Source organism: Streptomyces longispororuber (genome assembly GCF_014656095.1).
GTDB lineage: Bacteria > Actinomycetota > Actinomycetes > Streptomycetales > Streptomycetaceae > Streptomyces > Streptomyces longispororuber.
The window spans coordinates 1-18966 of the sequence record NZ_BNBT01000016.1 but is presented as its reverse complement, the minus strand read 5'-3'; the positions used below and the strand labels follow the sequence as shown (position 1 = coordinate 18966).

The following is an 18966-nucleotide window of genomic DNA, read 5'->3' as shown; positions in this document are numbered from 1 at the left end:
GGCGAGGGCGGTGCGGTGGGTGCGGTGCGGTGCGGTGCTGCGTTGGGGCGTGCGGAGTGCGGTGGGTGGGATGGGTGCGTCTGTGCGGGTTCCGGGTGGTGGTCGGCCAGGAGGGATGGGGGTGCTCCCGGGGATCACGGTGCCTCGCCGGGGGCAGCGTAGCGTCACAAAGTTACGCACCGGTGGGAGGGCCGCTTTTAGCGGTGGGGTGCGGTCGAGCGCGGTCGGGCGCGGTGGCGCGCGGTCCGGCTTCCTGGCGCCGGCGGGGGGTCGGCAGGGACCGGCGAGGCCCGACGGCGATCGGCGCTGACCCGGCGGGGCCCGACGGGGGATCGGTGCGGGGCGGGGGCGGCGCGAGTCGGGCGCGGGTGGCGCTCAGTCGGTGGGCGGGGTCGGGGCCGGCCCCGTGACCGTCCAGCCCGGCGCCTGCGGGTGAGCCGTCAGGTCGTCGTGGCGGACCGCGTCGCCGCAGGCGGCGCACGTGACCACGGGAGTGAGCGCGTGCCCGCAGGCGTGCTCGATGACCATGGGGCGGTCGTGCGGGGCGCGCAGATGCCGGTCGCCCCACGCCATCAGGGTCATGAGGACGGACTCCAGCTCCAGGCCCGCCGCCGTCGGCCGGTACTCGAAGCGCTGCGGGCGCTCGCTGTAGCGGACCTTCTCCAGGACGCCCGCCTCCACCAGGCGGCGCAGCCGCGCCGTCAGGACGTCACGCGGCGCCCCCGTGTTGCGGACGAGCTGGTCGAAGCGGCGCGCCCCCAGGAAGACCTCACGCAGGACGAGCAGCGAGTACTTCTCCCCGACGAGCGCGAGGGTGTCGGCAATGGCGCAGGGACGCGGACCCTTCGCACCCTTCGGACCCTTCATCGCAGCGGCAGCACCAGCAGTACCTGCGGCACCGGCAGTACCAGCGGAACCGGCAGTACCGGCGGCACCAGCAGCGCCAGCAGCACCACCAGCCCCGACAGGCGTCTTAGGCGTCTCAGGCATCGCAGGTGTCTCGGGCGTAGTCGTCGTACGCGGCATGGAGACGAGTCTAAAGGTGGGTTGGAAAAACCAACGCACTTGGTTACCGTGGAGTACGCCAGTGCGTCCAGTTTTCAAACTCACCCAGCCCGCCGGGCCCGTGGCCCGGCCTGTGCGAGAGGCATCTCCCATGCGCGACGCCGTCATCGTCGAAGCGGTACGCACCCCCGTCGGCAAGGGCAAGCCGGGCGGCTCCCTCCACCACGTGCACCCCGTCGACCTCCTCGCCCACACCCTGCGGACGCTCGTCGGGCGCGCCGGGGTCGACCCGGCCCGGATCGACGACGTGATCGGCGGCTGCGTCGACCAGGTCGCGGAACAGGCCATGAACACCACCCGGTACGCGGCCCTGGCCGCGGGCTTCCCGGAGTCCGTGCCCGCCACCACCGTGGACCGTCAGTGCGGCTCCTCCCAGCAGGCCGTGCACTTCGCCGCGCAGGGCGTGCTCGCCGGCGCCTACGACATGGCGATCGCCTGCGGCGTGGAGTCCATGAGCCGCGTACCGATGTGGTCGAACGTGCCCGCGGGCGCCGACCCCTTCGGCCCGGGCGTCGCCGAGCGCTACCCCGAGGGGCTCGTCCCGCAGGGCATCAGCGCCGAACTCATCGCCGCCAAGTGGTCCATCGGGCGCGAGGAGATGGACGCCTTCGCCACCGGCTCGCACCGGAAGGCCGCCCGCGCCTGGGAGGACGGGCTGTTCGACGCCGAGGTCGCGCCGCTCGACGGCGTCACCCGCGACGAGTCCGTACGCCCCGCCACCACGCCCGAGGTCCTCGCCGGGCTCAGGCCCGCCTACGAGGACCCCGCCTTCGCCGCGCGCTTCCCGCAGATCGACTGGTCGGTCACCGCGGGCAACAGCAGCCCCCTCAACGACGGGGCGTCGGCCGTGCTCATCACCACCGGTGAGAACGCCGCCCGGCTCGGCCTGCGCCCGCTCGCCCGCCTGCACAGCTTCGCCGTCGCCGGTTCCGACCCGCTCCTGATGCTCACCGGCATCCTGCCCGCGACCGAGCAGGTGCTGCGCCGGGCGGGCCTGACCCTCGACGACATCGACCTGTTCGAGGTCAACGAGGCGTTCGCGAGCGTCGTCCTGTGCTGGCTGCGGGAGACCGGCGCCGACGAGCGGAAGGTGAACGTGCACGGCGGCGCCATCGCCCTCGGCCACCCGCTGGGCGCCAGCGGCACCCGGCTGATGACCACGCTGGTGCACGCCATGCGGGCCCGCGGGGCGCGGTACGCCCTGCAGACCATGTGCGAGGCCGGCGGTCTCGCCAACGCCACGGTCCTCGAAGCCCTGTGAGGTGACGACGCGGCGGGCCCCGCCATCAGGAGACGGGCCGCGCCCCCGCCCGGCCGCACCCCGGCCCGTCCGGTGCTCCGAGCCTCGCGGTGTCCGGGCGCCGGAAGGACCCAGGCCCGGACGGACCCAGGCCCGGACGGACCGGGGCCCGGACGGACCGGGGCGGCGCGGACGCCGGCCGGGTCAGAGTCCCCCGCGCAGCCGGTGCCTCTTGCGCCAGGCCACCGCCGCGCCCCCCAGCGCCGACACCGCGATGAAGCCCATCGCGAGCAGGAACACGGGGGACGTGGGCGTGTCGGCGCGGGCGCCCGCTATCACGTACGCCGCCGTGTTCGGGACCGAGCCGACCGCCGTGGCCAGGAGGAAGGGCAGCAGCCCCATGCGCGAGACGGCCGCGCAGTAGTTGGCCGCCGCGAACGGCACGCCGGGGAAGAGGCGCGCCGCCAGCATCGAGCGGAAGCCGTGCCTGCTCAACTGGCCGTCGGCGGCCTTCAGCCAGCGCCCCCGTAGCAGCGGCCGCAGCGCGTCCTGGCCCAGCACCCGGCCGAGCCCGAAGGAGACACCGGCCCCCAGGACCGTGCCCGCGACCGCGGCGGCGAGCCCCGCCTGCGCGCCGAACAGCGCGCCCGCCGCGAGGTTGAGCAGCGGCCGCGGCACGAACGCCACGGTGCACATGCCGTACGCCACCGCGAACACGCCCACCGCGGCGGCCCCGGTGAGCTGCGCCGGCCAGCCGTCGGAGAGCAGCCGCTGCGGCTCGAAGAGCAGCACGCCCGTGCCGGCCGCGGCCAGCAGCAGCACGAGCAGGGAGAGCCGCGACCACGGCGAGAGCAGCACCCGGGTGCAGCGCACGGCGAGGCCCGGCGGCGGGGTTGCGGCGGTATCGAGCATCCGGGGAGATTAACCGACAGACGTGTCTGATCGCCGTATGGTGCGTCTCATGAGCGTCACAGTGCCGCGCAGTTCACTCGCCGACACCCTCGTGGACCGGCTCACCACGACCTTCGCGGAGGCGGCCGATCCGGCCCGCGCCGCAGAGATGCGCGCGTACATGAAGGACGTCGCTCCGTTCCTCGGCCTCGCCTCGCCGGTCCGCCGCGACCTGGCGCGGACCGTCCTCGCGGGCACCCCGCGCCCCGGCGAGGCGGACTGCGCCGCGATCGCCCTGCGCTGCTGGGAGCTGCCCGAGCGCGAGTACCACTACTTCGCCGTCGACTACCTGCGGCGGCACGTGCGGCACTGCTCCTCCGACTTCCTGCCGGTCGCCCGCCACCTGGTCACGACCGTGCCGTGGTGGGACACCGTGGACGCGCTGGCCGCGCACGTCGTCGGCGGGCTCGTCGCCGCCGACGCGAAGCTCGCGGCCACCATGGACCAGTGGAGCACCGACGACGACCTGTGGCTGGTCCGCACCGCGCTGCTCCACCAGCTCCGCTTCCGGCGGGCGACCGACGAGGAGCGGCTGTTCGGCTACTGCGCGCGCCAGGCGGGCCACCCCGACTTCTTCGTCCGCAAGGCCGTCGGCTGGTGTCTGCGTGAGTACGCGAAGACCGCACCGGACGCGGTACGCGACTTCGTCCGGCGGCACCGCGAGAGCCTGTCACCCCTGTCGGTGCGCGAGGCCCTGAGGAACATCGGCGCCTGACGCGCCTGACGTGCCCGGCGTGAAACGTCCGGGACCCCCGGGACCCCCGGGGCACGCGCGGCGCAACTGCCGTACGTGACCGGTGCGTCGCAGAAAATCATTCGACGGACGACAGCCCGTCAGCCATGATCGTCGACATGTTCCGGCACGCCTCTCCCGCAGCTCCGTCCGCAGTCGCGGACGCTGCCGAGGCTGCCGCCTTTCCTCTTGACGGCGCCCGACGCTGACCCTCCCCGGACACTCCGGCGGACCCCGCAGGGGGAGGGTCGGCCAGGCCCCCGGGGTCCCCGTCCGTCGGCCGCGCGCCGCGGACCTCACCTTTCGAGTTCCGGAGCTGGAACCACCATGTCCAAAACGGCGTACGTCCGCACGAAACCGCATCTCAACATCGGCACGATGGGCCATGTCGACCACGGCAAGACCACCCTGACCGCCGCCATCACCAAGGTCCTCGCCGAGCGCGGCACCGGTACGTTCGTGCCCTTCGACCGCATCGACCGCGCGCCCGAGGAGGCGCAGCGCGGCATCACCATCAACATCGCGCACGTCGAGTACGAGACCGACACCCGGCACTACGCGCACGTGGACATGCCGGGCCACGCCGACTACGTCAAGAACATGGTCACCGGCGCCGCGCAGCTCGACGGCGCGATCCTCGTCGTCTCGGCGGTCGACGGGATCATGCCGCAGACCGCCGAGCACGTGCTGCTCGCCCGCCAGGTCGGCGTCGACCACGTCGTCGTCGCGCTGAACAAGGCGGACGCCGGTGACGAGGAGCTCACCGACCTCGTCGAGCTGGAGGTGCGCGACCTGCTGACCGCGCACGGTTACGGGGGCGACGCCGCACCGGTGGTCCGGGTCTCGGGCCTCAGGGCGCTGGAGGGCGACCCGCGGTGGACGGCCTCGATCGAGGCGCTGCTCGACGCCGTGGACACGTACGTGCCGATGCCGGAGCGGTACGTGGACGCGCCGTTCCTGCTGCCGGTGGAGAACGTCCTGACGATCACCGGCCGGGGCACGGTCGTCACCGGCGCCGTCGAGCGCGGCACCGTCCGCGTCGGCGACCGGGTCGGCGTCCTCGGCGGTTCCGGCGACGACGTGGAGACCGTCGTGACCGGCCTGGAGACGTTCGGCAAGGCCATGGAGTCCGCGCAGGCGGGCGACAACGTGGCGCTGCTGCTGCGCGGGGTGCCCCGCGACGCCGTCCGCCGCGGGCACGTCGTCGCCGCGCCCGGCAGCACCCGGCCGAGCCGCCGCTTCACCGCCCAGGTGTACGTGCTGTCCGCCCGCGAGGGCGGGCGCTCGACCCCGGTGTCGACGGGCTACCGGCCGCAGTTCTACATCCGCACCGCGGACGTCGTCGGGGACATCGACCTCGGCGAGGCGGCCGTCGCCCGCCCCGGTGACACGGTCACCATGACCGTGGAGCTCGGCCGGGACGTCCCGCTGGAGCCCGGCCTCGGCTTCGCGATCCGCGAGGGCGGGCGCACGGTGGGCGCCGGCACGGTGACGGCTGTCGCCTGACGCGCCGGTGAGGTGACGCGGGCCCCACCGCCCGAGCGGTGGGGCCCGCGTCACCGCCCCGCGCCGGAGCGACCCCGGCCGCGCCGCCGGGCCGGGTGCCGACCACGTTGCGGGGCTGGGGTGTCCGGGGCTGTGGGGGCTGCTGAGCCGTCGGGGTGTGCCGGGCCTCCGGGTCCGCTCCCGCCCCCGCCCCCGTTCCGCTCCCGCCCCCCGTTCCGGTCCGGTCCTACAAGCGCTGTCCGGCCGACGGCTCCCTCGCCCCCCGGCGCCCGGGCACAATGGTCCGGTGGACCTGCCAGCCGACACCCCCGACCCCGCGCCGATACCCGGCACCGCCCCCGGCGACGGTGGCGGGGGCGACGCCCAAGAGGGCGGCGAGGCGCTGCCCGTCACCCGTGTCGTCGACCACGGCACCGCCAAGCTGCTGCCCGACGTGGACCGGGCCCGCGCCTGGATGCTCACCGTCGACGACGCCCCGCAGTCGTACGTCGACCTGGACGCGCCCACGTACCTGGAGTTCGAGTACGCGCGCAGGCTCGCCCACATCCTGGACACCGTTGCCCCGGACGGGCGCCCGCTCGACGCCGTGCACCTCGGGGGCGGCGCGCTCACGCTGCCCCGCTACGTCGCCGCGACCCGGCCGGGTTCACGGCAGGACGTCGTCGACGCCGACCGCGCGCTGCTGCGCCTGGTCGTGGAGGAGCTGCCGCTGCCCCAGGGCGAGCCGATCCGTCTGCACGCCGCGGACGCCCGGGCCTGGCTGGAGGCGGCCCCCGCCGGGGGCGCGGACGTGGTCGTGGGGGACGTCTTCGGCGGCTCGCGGGTGCCCGCGCACCTCACCTCGGACGCGTACGCGGGCGCCGTCGAGCGGGCCCTGCGCGCCGACGGCGTCTACGCGGCGAACCTCGCCGACGGCGCGCCGTTCGCCTTCCTCCGCTCCCAGGTGGCCACCTTCGCCGAGCGGTTCGCGGAGCTGGCGCTGATCGCCGAGCCCGCGCTGCTGCGCGGGCGCCGCTTCGGCAACGCGGTCCTGGTCGCCGCGCACCGGCCCCTGGACGTCGACGCGCTGGTACGACGCGCCCGGGCGGACGTGTTCCCGGCACGGGTGGTGCACGGGGCCGCGCTGCGCCGCTTCCTCGGGGACGCGCGGCCCGTACGGGACGCGGACGCCGTGGCCTCACCGGAGCCCCCGGAGGGCGCGTTCAGCATCGGCTGACCCCGCGCGCCGCCGCCGGGGCGGCGAGGCGCGGGGTCAGGTCGGGTCAGGACTCCTCGGGCTCCCCGTGCAGCCGGACCGTGGCGAGGATCTTCTTCACCAGGGCGTCGGAGACCTCCTCCTTCACGCCCTTCGCGCCGTGCAGCGTCCAGGCGACGTAGTCACCCGAGGCGTTCTTGAAGGCGAACGTCGTGGCCTTGCCATTCCTGTCGCACTTGTCCGAGCCGGGGTCGCCCACCGACACGGTGGTCGCGACGCTGCCCTCGATGCCGGACTTGGTGGTGTACGACTCCACCTTGCCGATCTTGATCTTCTTCTTGTCGGCCTTCTTCTGGCCCGTGTAGCCGCCGAACACCCACCACGCCGAGTCGTTGCGGGCGACGTCCTTGGTGTTCTTGGCGCCGTTCTGGCCCTTGGTGCCGACGGTGGCGAGCGAGGAGTCGTCCATCTGCCCGTCCTTGTCGTCGTCGGACGTGCACCACTTCTCTTTGTAGACGGCGGGCGCGGACATGATGATGAGCGCCTTGGTGCCGTCGCCCTTGTTGCGGTCGTGGAAGCCCATCAGCGTGTCCGGGGACTTCACCACCCAGTCCGGCGGTACGTCGAAGGCGGTGCCCCACTTGGGGTTCACCACGACCTGCCAGCCCGGGACCGTCGGCTTCAGGTCGTCCACGCCGCGCGGGTTGTCGTCGTCCGACGGCTTCGGCTCCGGCTTCTTCGTGGCGGACTTGGACGGCTTCGTGCCCGCCTTGTCCGCCTTGTCGTCACCGTCGCCGCCGAGGACCAGGAAGCCGGTCACGCCCGCGGCCACCACCACGGCCGCCGCCGCGACGAGGGCCGTGACCTTGGTCTTGTTGCCACCGCCGCCGCCGTTGCCGCCGCCCGTGTCGGGGCCGCCGGGCTGTGGCGCCCCCAGCGGAACGGTGGGCGCGCCCCACTGCTGCTGCCCGCCCGGGTGCGGCCCCGCGGGCTGCTGGTACGGGTTCGGCTGCTGGTAGCCGGGCTGCTGATAGGGGTTGGGCTGCTGGTACCCCGGCTGCTGGTACGGGTTCTGGTCCTGCGGGTTCTGCGCGCCCCCGGGCGGCTGCTGTTCTGGCCACATGGCCAGTAACCATAGAGGGGGCGTGCGCCCGGTCGCCACGCTCGGTCGAGCGGCGGACGGGCACCGGGCCAGGGCCCGTACCAAGCGGTGACGAACTCGTGAAGATTTGACGTGGGCCGGTCAGAATACGGCTCAGGACGCCGTCGGCTTCCCGTGCAGGCGTACCGTGCTGAGGATCTTCATGATGGTGTCGGTCGGGATCTCCTCCTTCACGCCCTTCGCCCCGTAGAGGTTCCAGGAGACGAACTCGCCCGCGGCGTTCTTGAAGCCGAACGAGATCGCCTTGCCGTCGGACGCGCACTTGCCCCGCTGCGGCGTGTTCGTCGAACGGGCCCAGGCGAAGCTGCCCTTGATGCCCGACTTGGTGGTGTAGGGCTGGGCCTTCTCGTCGAGGGTGAAGCTCTTCTTGTCCGGCTGGGTGTATCCGCCGTAGATCCACCAGCCGACCGTGTTGATCGCGACCTCGTCGGTGTTCTTCGCCCCCCGCGCGCCCTTGGTGCCCGTGGCGCCGAGTTCGACGTCCTCGGAGCGGCCGTCCTTGTCGTCGTCGTGCGTGCACCACTTCGGCTTCAGGAGGGCCGGGGCGCCCATGGCCGCGACCGGCTTGCCGGTCTTGTGGTCCTCCATGTTGATGGCGAAGCCGGGGCCCTGGGGCTCCCAGTCGGGCGGCACGTCGAAGGCGGTGCCCCACTTGGCGTTCACCACCACGTGCCAGCCGGGGATCGTCGGCTTCGGGTCGCCGTCCGTGCCGCGCTCGCCGTCGTCGCCGTCGTTCGGCGTCGGCGCCGCCTTCGTGGGCGCGGCCTCGGGCCGGGCCTCGTCCTTGTCGTCGTCGCCGCCGCCGAGGATCAGGAAGCCGGTCACGCCCGCGGCCACCACCACGGCCGCCGCCGCGGCGATGGCTATGACCTTGGTCCTGTTCCCGCCCCCGCCCCCTCCACCGGCGCCCCCGCCCGGCGCCTGCGGCACGCCCGACGGCGCGGTGGGCGCGCTCCACCCGCCCTGCTCGCCCGCGGCCGGCTGCTGGTACGGATGGGGCTGCTGGTAACCCGGCTGCTGGTACGGGTTCGGCTGCTGGTAGCCGGGCTGCTGGTACGGATTCTGATCCTGCGGGCTCATGGCGGAAACCCTACGGGGCCGCCGCCGAGGCCCCCGCAACTGGCCCTGACGGGGCCCCGCGTGGGGTGGTACGGCCTCCCGCGCGGCACATGTCCGATGTGCGGCCGTGTCTGGCCAAGATTGGCTACTCGTGGGTAACCTCCGGTCATGAGCGCAGACCAGATGTCGATCGGCGAGATGCTCGCCGCCACCGTGCCGATGGCCCGGACCCTCAACCTGGAGTTCGTCGAGACGACGCCCGAGCGGGCCGTGGTCGTTCTGCCGGACCAGGGCGACTACCACAACCACGTGGGCGGGCCGCACGCCGGGGCGATGTTCACGCTGGGGGAGTCCGCCAGCGGGGCCATCGTGCTCGCCGCCTTCGGCGACCAGCTCTCGCGGGCCGTGCCGCTCGCGGTGCGCGCCGACATCGCGTACAAGAAGCTCGCGATGGGGACGGTGAGGGCCACCGCGACGCTCGGCCGGCCGGCCGCCGAGGTGGTCGCCGAACTCGACGCGGGCCGGCGCCCCGAGTTCCCGGTGCGGATCGACATCACGCGGGAGGACGGCGCCGTCACCGGCGAGATGTCCGTGACCTGGACGCTCCGCCCCAACGACCCCCGGTGACCCGGGGCCCCGCGTGGCTGAGGCGTCCTCGCGTGGCTGGGGTGTCCTGAGTACCTGAGTACCCGTACTCAGGCGGGGCGCGGCGCCGTGCGGTGATCGTGGTCCGTATGGACCTGCCGCCCGCGCCGCCCGCGGCGCCCGCGCCGCCCGACCGCGCCGCCTCCGACCGGCGGCGCGGCCTACCGGCGCCACGAGGACGAGCCCGCCCGGCTGCGGGAGTCCGCCGCCGCGGGGGCGGGACACGGGGGCTGCGGCGGTGGCGAGGCCCTCGTGTGCGCCGGCCCGGGGCGCTGAGGCGGGGCACGGGAGCCGGGAAGCGTGCGGGTAGGCTGCCCCGGCGCGCGTGATCACGGTGCGCGCCGGGGGAGTCGACCGCACACGGAAGGAACCGGGGTTGCACGTCCAGGAGTGGCTGGAGAACGTACCGGCCGTCAGCGTCTACGCGCTCGTCGGCATCGTCATCGGCCTGGAGTCGCTCGGCATCCCCTTGCCCGGCGAGATCGTCCTCGTCTCGGCGGCGCTCCTGTCCTCCCAGCACGGGGACGTGAACCCCGTCGTCCTCGGCGCCTGCGCCACCGCGGGCGCGGTGATCGGCGACTCCATCGGCTACGCCATCGGGCGCAAGGGCGGCAGGCCGCTGCTCGCCTGGCTCGGGGGCAAGTTCCCCAAGCACTTCGGCGAGGCCAACATCGGCAGCGCCGAGCGGTCCTTCCAGAAGTGGGGCATGTGGGCGGTCTTCTTCGGCCGCTTCGTCGCGCTGCTCCGCATCTTCGCGGGCCCGCTGGCCGGCGTCCTGCGCATGCCGTACTGGAAGTTCTTCGTCGCCAACGTCCTCGGCGGCATCGCCTGGGCGGGCGGCACCACCGCCGTCGTCTACTGGGTCGGCGTGGTCGCCGAGGACTGGCTGAAGCGCTTCTCGTACGTCGGCCTCGGCCTCGCCGTGCTCGTCGGGATCGGCTCGATGCTGCTGATGAAGCGGCGGGCGCGGAAGTGCGCGGCGGAGAACGACGCGCACGGCGCGGGGAGCGGCACGGGCGAGGCCGTGCCCGCGACGGCCGCCGCCGTCGCGGACTGACCGGCTCGAACGGCCCCCTCGGAAGCCCCGCGGTCGGTGTCGCCCTCCCGGGCTACGCCGACCGCTCCGCGTGCGCCTGGCGGTGGGTCTTCGCCAGCTCCGCGTACATCGTGCCGTTGAGCGAGATGCCCGCGCGCTCCTCCTCCGTGAGCGGGCGCTTCACCTTCGCGGGGACGCCCGCCACGAGCGAGCCCGGCGGCACCACCATGCCCTGCGGGACCAGCGCCTGCGCGGCGACGAGGGAACCGGCGCCGATCACCGCGCCGTTGAGGACCGTCGCGCCCATGCCGATGAGGCAGTCGTCCTCGATCGTGCAGCCGTGCACGACCGCGTTGTGGCCGACCGACACCCGCTCGCCGATGGTCACCGGGAAACCGGGGTCCACGTGCACGCTGCAGTTGTCCTGGACGTTGCTGTCCGCGCCGACCTCGATCGGCCCGCAGTCGGCGCGCAGCACGGCCCCGTACCAGGTGCTCGCGCCCGCGCCCAGGGTCACCTCGCCGATGACCACGGACGTGGGGGCGGTGAAGGCCTCCTGGTCGATGCGGGGGTCCTTGCCGCCGATGCCCATGACGAGTGCCTGGTGGCTCATCGCTCTCTCCTCGGATGCGTCCGTCCGTCGCGCCTGAGCGAACCGTACGGGACGGCCGCCCGCGTGCCGGGGCGTGGGGCGAAGATCACAGCCGGGGGACGTGCTCGCCCCGCGCGGGGCTGAGTAACGTGAGCCCGTGCCCCGGAACAAGAACGTGTTCTCATCCTTCGCCGACTGGCGGCGCGGCGCCGCCCAGCGCGCCGTCCACGCGGGCTGGGCCTGGGTGCAGCGCACCGGCGCGGTGACCGCGCGGCGGCCGGGGCGGCTCAGGTTCGGCGCGATCGGCGAGGGCACCAAGCTGGCCTTCCCGCAGGGCACGGTCTTCGGCGCCCCCTGGATCCGGCTCGGCGCGCACTGCATCGTGGGCGAACAGGTCACGCTGACCGCCGGGTTGATGCCCGACCTCGACCTCGGCCCGGAGCCGATCCTGCGCATCGGCGACGGCGTGGTCCTCGGCCGCGGCAGCCACGTGATCGCCGACACCTCGGTGACGATCGGGGACGACTGCTACTTCGGGCCGTACGTGTACGTCACGTCGACCAACCACTCCTACGACGACCCGCACACGCCGATCGGCAAGCAGTGGCCCCGCATGGAGCCCGTCGAGATCGGCTCCGGCTGCTGGGTCGGCACCGGCGCGGTGATCCTGCCGGGCGCCAGGATCGGCCGCAACGTGGTGGTCGCGGCCGGCGCGGTGGTGCGCGGCGAGGTGCCCGACCACGCCGTGGTGGCCGGGGCGCCCGCGCGCGTCGTACGGACGTGGTGCGCGGAGCGGGGCTGGCAGCCGCCGCTGCGGACGCCCGCCCCGGTGCCGATCCCGGAGGGCATCACCCCGGAGCAGTTGCTGGCGCTCGGGGAGCTGGACGAACCGGCCCTGGAGCGGCTGGGGGAGCTGACCGAGGCCGAGGGGAACGGGTAGCGCAGCGGCGCCCCGCTCCGGCCACGCCCCGTGCCCGCCGCGGGACGGGTGCGAAGGCCTGGCTTCCGCCGGGAAGCCGGGGGCCCCGCGGGCCTCACGTGCCCCGAGGGCCCCAGGCGCCCCACCGCCGTCGAGGCCCCGCCCCGCCTCACTCCGTCGCCAGCAGCACCGTCCCCACCAGCGCCAGGCCCGCTCCCGCGGCCTGTACCCCGCGCAGCCGCTCCTTGAGGACGCCGCGCGCGGCGAGCGCGGTGACGACGGGGTAGAGGGAGGCGAGGACGGCGGCGACGGTGACCGGGCCGGAGCGGGCCGCGAGCGCGTACGTGCCGTTGGCGGCGACGTCGGCGAGGCCGACGAAGGCCAGGGCGGGCAGCGCGGACCACACCGCGCCCGGCCCCGTGCCCTCCGGCAGGGCCCTGCCGCCGCGCCGCACGGAGACGTACAACGCGGTGCCGCCCGCGAGGACGTTCGTCACGCGCTGCACGAACAGCGCGAGGAACAGGCCGGGGACGGTGGTCGACGCCTCCGCGATCAGGGCCATGACGGCGCCGAAGCCGAACGCCGCGAGCAGCGTGAGCAGGACCGCCTGGCGCCGCACCGGGGCGCCGCGCAGCTCGGGCCCGCCCGCGAGCACGATGCCGGCGACGGCCACCGCGATGCCCGCGAACTGCGCCGGGCCGGGCCGCTCGCCGAGGAAGAGGCCGACGCCCACCGGCACCGCGACGCCGAGGGAGCCCAGCGGCGAGACCACGCCCATCGGGCCGAGCGCGAGCGCCTTGTAGAAGGCGAGCATCGCGACCGGCCCCACCAGGCCCGCGCCGACGGCGAACCACAGCCGCGGCCCCCACTCGCTCCAGCCGCCGCTCGCCACGACCACCACCCCGAGCACGGCCACCGCGAGGCACTGCGACGCCACGACCACCGTGAGCGCGGGCAGGCGCCGGGTCAGCAGCCCGCCGCCGAAGTCGGCCAGCCCCCACAACAGGCTCGTGGCCAGGGCGAACAGTGCTGTCATCGGAGCCTCGCAGTACAGTGTGGTGAACCAGGTGGAGCGTTGGGATGCACCACACCGTAGTTCAGTAGACTGAACTGTGTCATCCAAAATATTGGACGGAATGGGTCGGCCTTGTCAGATCTCGATCAGCTCACGCAGTCCCTCGCGCGCAACCTCAAGCGCTGGCGCGGTGAGAGGGGCTTCACGCTCGACGCGCTGGCGGCCCGCTCCGGCGTCAGCCGCGGCATGATCATCCAGATCGAGCAGGCGCGCACCAACCCCAGCGTCGGCACCACCGTGAAGCTCGCCGACGCCCTCGGCATCAGCATCACCACGCTGCTCGACTACGAACAGGGCCCGCACGTGCGCGTCGTACCGCCCGAGCAGGCGGTGCGGATGTGGTCCACCGAGGCGGGCTCCAGCACGACGCTGCTCGTCGGCACCGAGGCGCGCGGCCCCTTCGAGCTGTGGACCTGGCACCTGATGCCCGGCGACGGCAGCGACTCCGACGCGCACCCGCCGGGCACCATGGAGCTGCTGCACGTGCGCACCGGGGAGCTGACCCTCGTCGTGGACGGCGCGGAACACCTGGTCCCCGCCGGGTCCTCGGCGAGCTTCGAGGCCAACGTGCGCCACGGGTACCACAACAAGGGCGCCGAACCGGTGGAGATGACGATGTCGGTGGCGGTGCCGCCCGCACACGCCGGGTCCTACTGAGCCGACGCCGTTCGCGCACGCCGGGTCCTACTGAGCCGACGCCGCCCGCGCGCGCCGAGTCGTACGGACTCGACGCCGCCCGCGTGAGGGGGTGCACGGAGCCCACGCCGTCCGCGCGCGCCGAGTCGTACGGAGCCGACGCCGTTCGCGTGCGCCGGGTCGTACGGAGAGCGCCGTACGCGACACGGCGCCCCGGTGCGCCGCGGGCGTCGCGCGCCGCCCGCGGCGCGGAACACGGGGCACGCGCGCGCCATGTGCCCCGCGCACCCCGCATCCGGCGCGCGCCCCTCGGTGGTGTGCTTCCGCGCCCCGGTGTGCGCCCTTCTGACGGTGGCGCTTCCCGGAGGAATATGCGGAAGGAGCATCCGGAAGGCGTCGGGGGAGGCGACCGGATATGGAGATACGGCACTTGAGGTACTTCGTCGCGGTGGCGGAGCAGGGCAGCTTCACCCGCGCCGCCCTCGCCCTCCACGTCTCCCAGCCGACCCTCAGCCAGCAGATCCGCGACCTGGAGCGGGAGTTGGGCGTCACGCTGCTCAGCCGCGGCCCCGGCGGGGTGCGCCCCTCACGGGCCGGCGAGGTGTACTACGAGCGCATCCGGCTCGTCCTGGCCGCGGTGGACGACGCGGCCCGCGCGGCGCGGCGGGCGGCCGACGGGCCGGCGCGGCTGAGCGTCGGCATCGGGGTGCCGCTGCCGCGCGACGTGCACCTGCCCGTCCTCAGCGCCTTCGCCGCCGCCCACCCGGAGGTCCGCGTCGCCTGGCGCGAGCTGACCATCACCGACTTCGACACCCCGCTGACCAGCGGCGAGGTCGATGTGGCACTGATACGGATGCCCTTGGACCCCGAGCGCCTGGTGTGGGAGCCGCTCCTGGCGGAGCCGCGCGGCCTCGCCGTCCCGCCGGGCCACCGGCTGCACGGCCGGGACGGCGCCACGCTCGCCGACGTCATCGAGGAGCCGCTGCCCCACGTCGCCCCCGCCGTGCCCGACGGGATGCGCCGGTGGTGGCAGATGTACGCCCAACGCAACGGCGAGGCCCCCGAGTTCGTCGGGGAACCGGTCAGTTCGCCGTACGAGATCTTCACCTCGGTCGTCCTGCACCACGTCGTGTGCCCGGGCCCCTTCGCCTTCCGCACCACGCCCCTCCCGGCCGGGGTCCGGATACTGCCGCTCACCGGCCTGCCCGGCGCCCTCGTCGTCGCGGCGCGCAGACGCGAGGACCACAGGGAGCTGCCCGCCGCGTTCTGCGCGCTGGCCGCGGAACTCGCGCGCGGGCTCACGGCGCACTGAGCCGCACCGGGCATGCCGCGTCCCCTTCGCCCGCGCCCCGGCCGTCCCGCGCGTCCGACACGTCAGCCCACCGGCCGCCATAGCCGCGGGCTCTGCCCCATAGGCATTACGACTTCGACAGCCCTACGGAAACGGCTGATCCTGGACGTCCACTGAACCCGCCCCCCGGACCCGTGGCGGGGGACAGCGGACACAGGCTCGCCGCTCCCGCCCGCGAGGCCCCGGCCCCGGCCCCGTACGGCACACCGGCGCGCCGAAGCTCCAGAGCAAGCACGGAGTACCCATGAGTACCGTCGTCTGCGGAACCCACACCCTGACCATCGACACCGCGCTCGGCGCCCGTATCGCCCGCGCGCGGCTGCGCACCACCGCCACCGACCCGCTCGGCCCCGCCCGGACGCGGGGACTGCCCCAGCCGTTCCTCATGGGGCGCGACGCGGCGGTGCGCCTGGCCCACACCGCCGTGGAGAACCGCGAAGCGGTCAACTTCCACGCCCCGTGCGGCTACGGCAAGACCACCCTCCTGCGGCACCTCGTCGCGCTCGGCACCGCCCGCGGCGCCACCGAGCCCCATGTGTACCTGAAACTGGGCGACTTCGGCCTGGACGACCTCCTCCAGCGGCTGGTCTCCGAGCTCTACACCCTCCGGCCCGCCGAGGCCTCCGAGGAGCCGGTGCGGCTGACCACCCAGCAGTGCGCCCAGATCCTCGGGCACGCCAACGCCCTCGTCGCCCTGGACGACGTCACCCTCACCGAGAGCCAGCTCGCCTACGTACGCCGCATGCTGCCCGGCTGCGCCCTCGTCATCGGCTCCGGGGAGCCGGTGCTCGGCGAGGGCGGGGCCGTGCACGACCTGGGCGGGCTCGTGCGGGCCGCCGGGGTGTCGCTGCTCGCCCGGGAACTGGGCCGGGTGATCCGGCCGGAGGAGGCGCAGGCCGCGCACGACCTGGTCGGCGCCGTCCAGGGGCAGCCGCTGCACATCCGCCAGGTGGCCGCGCTGGTCACGTCCGGCGAGCACACCCTGGCCTCGCTGGCCGCCGTGGCCGAGCGCGACCCCGGCGAGCTGGACCGGCTCAGCATCGACGCGCTGACCGCGGACGAGCGGCGCGTCCTGGCCGTGTGCGCCTTCGCCGCCGGGGCGCTGATCCCGGCCACGCTGGTGGCGGCGATGGCCGACGTCGCGTACGTGACCACGGCCTTGGACGCGCTGTTCCGCAAGGGCCTCGTCGAGCACCCGGACGACCGCTTCGGGCTGCCGGTGTGCAAGGGCGAGACCTACCGCGGGCTGCTGCTCGGGTACTTCGCGCTCGCCACGGCCGAGCGCGGCCTTGTGGAGTGGTTCCGGGAGCGCCCCGCCGTCGGCGAGGAGGCGCACACCGCGCTGGAGTCGGCGGTCGGGCTGCTGGGGTACGCGGCGGGCGTGCGCGAGTGGCAGGCCGTGATCGACATCGTGCGGGCGGTGGAGCCGGTCCTGTTCGTCCAGGGCCGCTGGGAGACCTGGCAGCGCGTGGTCGCCTGCGGCCTGGAGGCGGCGCGCGCCCGGCAGGACGCCCTCGCCGAGGCCTACTTCGCCCACCAGCGGGGCACGCTGCTCTTCTTCCAGGACCGTGCCGAGGAGGCCGGGCAGGAGCTGGAGAAGGCCCTGGACATTCGGGACCGGCTGGCCGACGAGGAGGGCGCGGAGCGCACCCGGGAGAACCTCGCGTTCGTCGTCGCGGGCCCGAACGGCACCGCCCCGCCCCGCCGCCGCCCGCCCAGGGACTGGCGCCGGATCCGCCGGGCGGCGGTGGTCGCGGGGGCCGGTCTTGCCGCGGTCGTGGCGGGCGGGTTCGCGCTGGACGCCCTGGGTCTGAACGGGTCCGACGACCAGGGGCGGGACAAGCCGCCGGGCGTGTCCGGCGGCACCTCGGCGGGCCCGTCCGGCGGCAGCGGGAACGGCGGGAACGGCGGGAACAGCGGGAACGGCGGGAACGGCACGGAGCCGAAGCAGGGCGGAGGCGACGGCGGCGGCGGGGGCAACGGCGGCTCCGGGGTGTCCCCCGGCGGGCCCGGGGGCGGGGGCGGAACGGGCGATCCCGGTGCACAAGGTGAGCAAGGCGAACAGGGCAAAAAAGGTAAACAGGGGGAACAGGGCAAAGGCGGCCGGGACGGCCGGAAGGGCGAGCGGGGCGGACCAGGCGGAACCGACGGGGAGAAGCCGGCCACCCCCGTCGTCACCCCCGGCTCCGCCGTCTTCCGCGACGCCTTGGTCCGCCCGGGCGCCGGCGGCGGCGCGGCGGGCCTCGGTGTCGGCGCGCAGGAGGGGCGGCCGGAGACCCGGACCTTCACCGTGGTGAACCCCGGCTCCAAGGTCTCGACCGTGGACACGGTGGAGCTGACGGGGTCGGACGCCTTCCAGGTCGTCACCGACGACTGCTCCTCGGTGGAGCTGGGCCCCGGGCGGCAGACCTCCTGCTCGGTGACCGTGGCCTTCCGGCCGGGCGGGGTCGGCGAGGTCACGGCCCGGCTGACCGCGGGCTGGGGCGGGTCGACGTCCTTCGCGGAGGTGTCGGGGACCGGTTACGCCAGGGTCCTCGTCGGTGTCGAGCAGATGGCGGGCGGCCAGGGGAGCGTGGTTGTGTCCGGCTCGGGCAACTGCACCGGTTCCGCGTGCTCCTACGACGTCAAGGACCCCGACTTCAGCCTGACGGCAGTGGCCGGAGACCAGTCGCAGTTCCAGGGATGGAAGGGCGCGTGCCAGGGCGTGGACCCCCAGTGCACTCCGCCGCTCACCGGCGTCCAGAAGGTCGTCGGCGTCTTCAAGCCGATCACCACGTCGTCCTCACCGCCCCCGTCGGGCGAGGCCGCCGCGCGACGCGGGCCTGTGCGGGGTGCTGAGCACGCGCTGCCCGGAACGTGGGGCACCACCGCTCCGTAGCGGGGCCCCACCCGGCCGCGGGCGCGCGCCGTTCCTCGCGCCCCTGGCAGCGCGCCTGGGCCAGGGGCGCGGGGAACTGCGCGAGCAACCATCAACTCGCCCGCGGACGCGTCTGCCGGGTCACCCCGCAGTCGCGTCCGCGGCTTCGCGCCGACCGGGCGCGCCGTTCCTCGCGCCCCTTGAGGGGCCTCCCGTCCGGGGGCACGCGGCGTCCGGCCCGCACCGGGCCCGGCCGGGTCGCGCCAACGGCCCTGTTACCGTGCGGACATGCGCGCACCCATCGGAGACTTCGACGCCGTCCGCCCCGCCCCGCAGGCCCTGGACCTGCTCGTCGCCCCGGTCGCCGACGCGGTGCGCGGCTGGAGCGGACCCGTGCCCGCCGACGAGCTGGTCCACGTCGACACGGAGCCCGAGTGGGCGGACACCGCCACGTTCGTCGAGCACTACGGCCCCGAGCTGCTCGACCAGTCCGCGAACTGCGTCGTCGTCGCCGGCAAGCGCGGAGGTGGGACCACGCTCGCCGCGTGCGTGGTCCTGTCCCGCGCCCGCGTGGACGTGAACGGCGCCGTGCGCCGCCAACTGGGCGCGCGCAAGGCCTCGTTCGCGCCGATGGACACCGCCACCGGCGAGACCGGCATGGAGTACGGCGGCATCACGCCGATCGGCCTGCCCGGCACCTGGCCGCTCCTCGTCGACGCGGCCGTCGCCGGCCTGCCGTGGGTCCTGGTCGGCAGCGGCAGCCGCCGGGGCAAGCTGATCGTGCCCGGCAAGGTGTTCCCGGAGCTGCCGAACGCGGTGCTGATCGAGGGCCTCGGCGTGGAATGAGCGGCGGCGTCCCGCCGGGTGCGGCCACAACGCCCCCTCAGGGCCCGGGCGCGGCCGAGCGCCCGCTGCGGGCCGGAGCGGGGCCGACCGCCCGGGGC

The 18966-nt window shown here is 74.6% G+C and carries 17 protein-coding genes; 11 read left to right on the top strand and 6 right to left on the bottom strand.

Translation table 11 applies throughout. The annotated features are described in order from the left end of the window. Nucleotides 1-375 precede the first annotated feature (375 nt). A complete protein-coding gene (locus IE330_RS08105) occupies nt 376-867 on the bottom strand; it encodes a winged helix-turn-helix transcriptional regulator (RefSeq protein WP_190135192.1) in 492 nt (163 codons plus the stop codon). A gap of 289 nt (nt 868-1156) precedes the next feature. Here IE330_RS08105 and IE330_RS08100 point away from each other — a divergent pair, with 289 nt between their 5' ends. Continuing rightward, nucleotides 1157-2326: a thiolase family protein gene (locus tag IE330_RS08100; protein ID WP_190135191.1), complete on the top strand. Its 1170-nt coding sequence runs from the start codon at nt 1157-1159 to the stop codon at nt 2324-2326. A gap of 183 nt (nt 2327-2509) precedes the next feature. Here the strand turns inward: IE330_RS08100 and IE330_RS08095 are convergent, their stop codons facing one another. Beyond that, nucleotides 2510-3217, bottom strand: coding sequence for a TVP38/TMEM64 family protein (locus tag IE330_RS08095; RefSeq protein ID WP_190135190.1), 708 nt, complete (start codon nt 3215-3217; stop codon nt 2510-2512). 49 nt (nt 3218-3266) lie between these two features. On the opposite strand from IE330_RS08095, the gene IE330_RS08090 reads away from it, so the two are divergent. The 3 genes from IE330_RS08090 to IE330_RS08080 all read left to right on the top strand — a co-directional run bounded on the left by IE330_RS08090 (nt 3267) and on the right by IE330_RS08080 (nt 6711). After that, on the top strand, nt 3267-3971 hold the full coding sequence (locus tag IE330_RS08090) for a DNA alkylation repair protein (RefSeq protein WP_190135189.1): 705 nt from the start codon (nt 3267-3269) through the stop codon (nt 3969-3971). Nucleotides 3972-4316: 345 nt separating this feature from the next. Further along, nucleotides 4317-5495, top strand: a complete 1179-nt coding sequence (gene tuf / locus IE330_RS08085; protein WP_190135188.1) for an elongation factor Tu — start codon at nt 4317-4319, stop codon at nt 5493-5495. 322 nt (nt 5496-5817) lie between these two features. Further along, nucleotides 5818-6711, top strand: coding sequence for a spermidine synthase (locus tag IE330_RS08080; protein ID WP_190135248.1), 894 nt, complete (start codon nt 5818-5820; stop codon nt 6709-6711). A 46-nt stretch (nt 6712-6757) separates the two neighbouring features. Here IE330_RS08080 and IE330_RS08075 read toward each other — a convergent pair whose 3' ends face one another. After that, nucleotides 6758-7813 carry a DUF8017 domain-containing protein gene (locus tag IE330_RS08075; RefSeq protein ID WP_190135187.1) on the bottom strand — a complete coding sequence of 352 codons (1056 nt, stop codon included), beginning with the start codon at nt 7811-7813 and terminating at the stop codon, nt 6758-6760. 132 nt (nt 7814-7945) lie between these two features. Then, entirely contained in the window at nt 7946-8932 is a 987-nt protein-coding gene (locus IE330_RS08070) for a DUF8017 domain-containing protein (RefSeq protein ID WP_190135186.1), read from the bottom strand. A gap of 147 nt (nt 8933-9079) precedes the next feature. Between IE330_RS08070 and IE330_RS08065 the strand changes: the two genes are divergently transcribed. Beyond that, on the top strand, nt 9080-9538 hold the full coding sequence (locus tag IE330_RS08065) for a DUF4442 domain-containing protein (protein WP_190135185.1): 459 nt from the start codon (nt 9080-9082) through the stop codon (nt 9536-9538). A 394-nt stretch (nt 9539-9932) separates the two neighbouring features. Beyond that, entirely contained in the window at nt 9933-10613 is a 681-nt protein-coding gene (locus IE330_RS08060; RefSeq protein ID WP_190135184.1) for a DedA family protein, read from the top strand. A 52-nt stretch (nt 10614-10665) separates the two neighbouring features. Here the strand turns inward: IE330_RS08060 and IE330_RS08055 are convergent, their stop codons facing one another. After that, complete coding sequence (locus tag IE330_RS08055) at nt 10666-11205, bottom strand: gamma carbonic anhydrase family protein (RefSeq protein WP_190135183.1); 540 nt, start codon at nt 11203-11205, stop codon at nt 10666-10668. A gap of 136 nt (nt 11206-11341) precedes the next feature. On the opposite strand from IE330_RS08055, the gene IE330_RS08050 reads away from it, so the two are divergent. Next, on the top strand, nt 11342-12124 hold the full coding sequence (locus IE330_RS08050; RefSeq protein WP_190135182.1) for an acyltransferase: 783 nt from the start codon (nt 11342-11344) through the stop codon (nt 12122-12124). Nucleotides 12125-12272: 148 nt separating this feature from the next. Here the strand turns inward: IE330_RS08050 and IE330_RS08045 are convergent, their stop codons facing one another. Beyond that, nucleotides 12273-13139, bottom strand: a complete 867-nt coding sequence (locus IE330_RS08045; protein WP_190135181.1) for a DMT family transporter — start codon at nt 13137-13139, stop codon at nt 12273-12275. 111 nt (nt 13140-13250) lie between these two features. Here IE330_RS08045 and IE330_RS08040 point away from each other — a divergent pair, with 111 nt between their 5' ends. The 4 genes from IE330_RS08040 to IE330_RS08025 all read left to right on the top strand — a co-directional run bounded on the left by IE330_RS08040 (nt 13251) and on the right by IE330_RS08025 (nt 18868). Then, nucleotides 13251-13835, top strand: a complete 585-nt coding sequence (locus IE330_RS08040; protein ID WP_190135180.1) for a helix-turn-helix domain-containing protein — start codon at nt 13251-13253, stop codon at nt 13833-13835. A 394-nt stretch (nt 13836-14229) separates the two neighbouring features. After that, nucleotides 14230-15126, top strand: coding sequence for a LysR family transcriptional regulator (locus tag IE330_RS08035; RefSeq protein ID WP_190135179.1), 897 nt, complete (start codon nt 14230-14232; stop codon nt 15124-15126). A gap of 283 nt (nt 15127-15409) precedes the next feature. Beyond that, on the top strand, nt 15410-18043 hold the full coding sequence (locus IE330_RS08030) for a hypothetical protein (protein ID WP_190135178.1): 2634 nt from the start codon (nt 15410-15412) through the stop codon (nt 18041-18043). 267 nt (nt 18044-18310) lie between these two features. Beyond that, complete coding sequence (locus tag IE330_RS08025; protein ID WP_190135177.1) at nt 18311-18868, top strand: YbaK/EbsC family protein; 558 nt, start codon at nt 18311-18313, stop codon at nt 18866-18868. Nucleotides 18869-18966 lie beyond the last annotated feature (98 nt).

Coding starts and splice junctions, on each gene's coding strand:
- IE330_RS08105 (WP_190135192.1), bottom strand. CDS start 867: ATGAAGGGTCCGAAGGGTGCGAAGGGTCCGCGTCCCTGCGCCATTGCC.
- IE330_RS08045 (WP_190135181.1), bottom strand. CDS start 13,139: ATGACAGCACTGTTCGCCCTGGCCACGAGCCTGTTGTGGGGGCTGGCC.
- IE330_RS08075 (WP_190135187.1), bottom strand. CDS start 7,813: ATGTGGCCAGAACAGCAGCCGCCCGGGGGCGCGCAGAACCCGCAGGAC.
- IE330_RS08025 (WP_190135177.1), top strand. CDS start 18,311: ATGCGCGCACCCATCGGAGACTTCGACGCCGTCCGCCCCGCCCCGCAG.
- IE330_RS08090 (WP_190135189.1), top strand. CDS start 3,267: ATGAGCGTCACAGTGCCGCGCAGTTCACTCGCCGACACCCTCGTGGAC.
- tuf (WP_190135188.1), top strand. CDS start 4,317: ATGTCCAAAACGGCGTACGTCCGCACGAAACCGCATCTCAACATCGGC.
- IE330_RS08035 (WP_190135179.1), top strand. CDS start 14,230: ATGGAGATACGGCACTTGAGGTACTTCGTCGCGGTGGCGGAGCAGGGC.
- IE330_RS08100 (WP_190135191.1), top strand. CDS start 1,157: ATGCGCGACGCCGTCATCGTCGAAGCGGTACGCACCCCCGTCGGCAAG.
- IE330_RS08030 (WP_190135178.1), top strand. CDS start 15,410: ATGAGTACCGTCGTCTGCGGAACCCACACCCTGACCATCGACACCGCG.
- IE330_RS08055 (WP_190135183.1), bottom strand. CDS start 11,205: ATGAGCCACCAGGCACTCGTCATGGGCATCGGCGGCAAGGACCCCCGC.
- IE330_RS08095 (WP_190135190.1), bottom strand. CDS start 3,217: ATGCTCGATACCGCCGCAACCCCGCCGCCGGGCCTCGCCGTGCGCTGC.
- IE330_RS08065 (WP_190135185.1), top strand. CDS start 9,080: ATGAGCGCAGACCAGATGTCGATCGGCGAGATGCTCGCCGCCACCGTG.
- IE330_RS08070 (WP_190135186.1), bottom strand. CDS start 8,932: ATGAGCCCGCAGGATCAGAATCCGTACCAGCAGCCCGGCTACCAGCAG.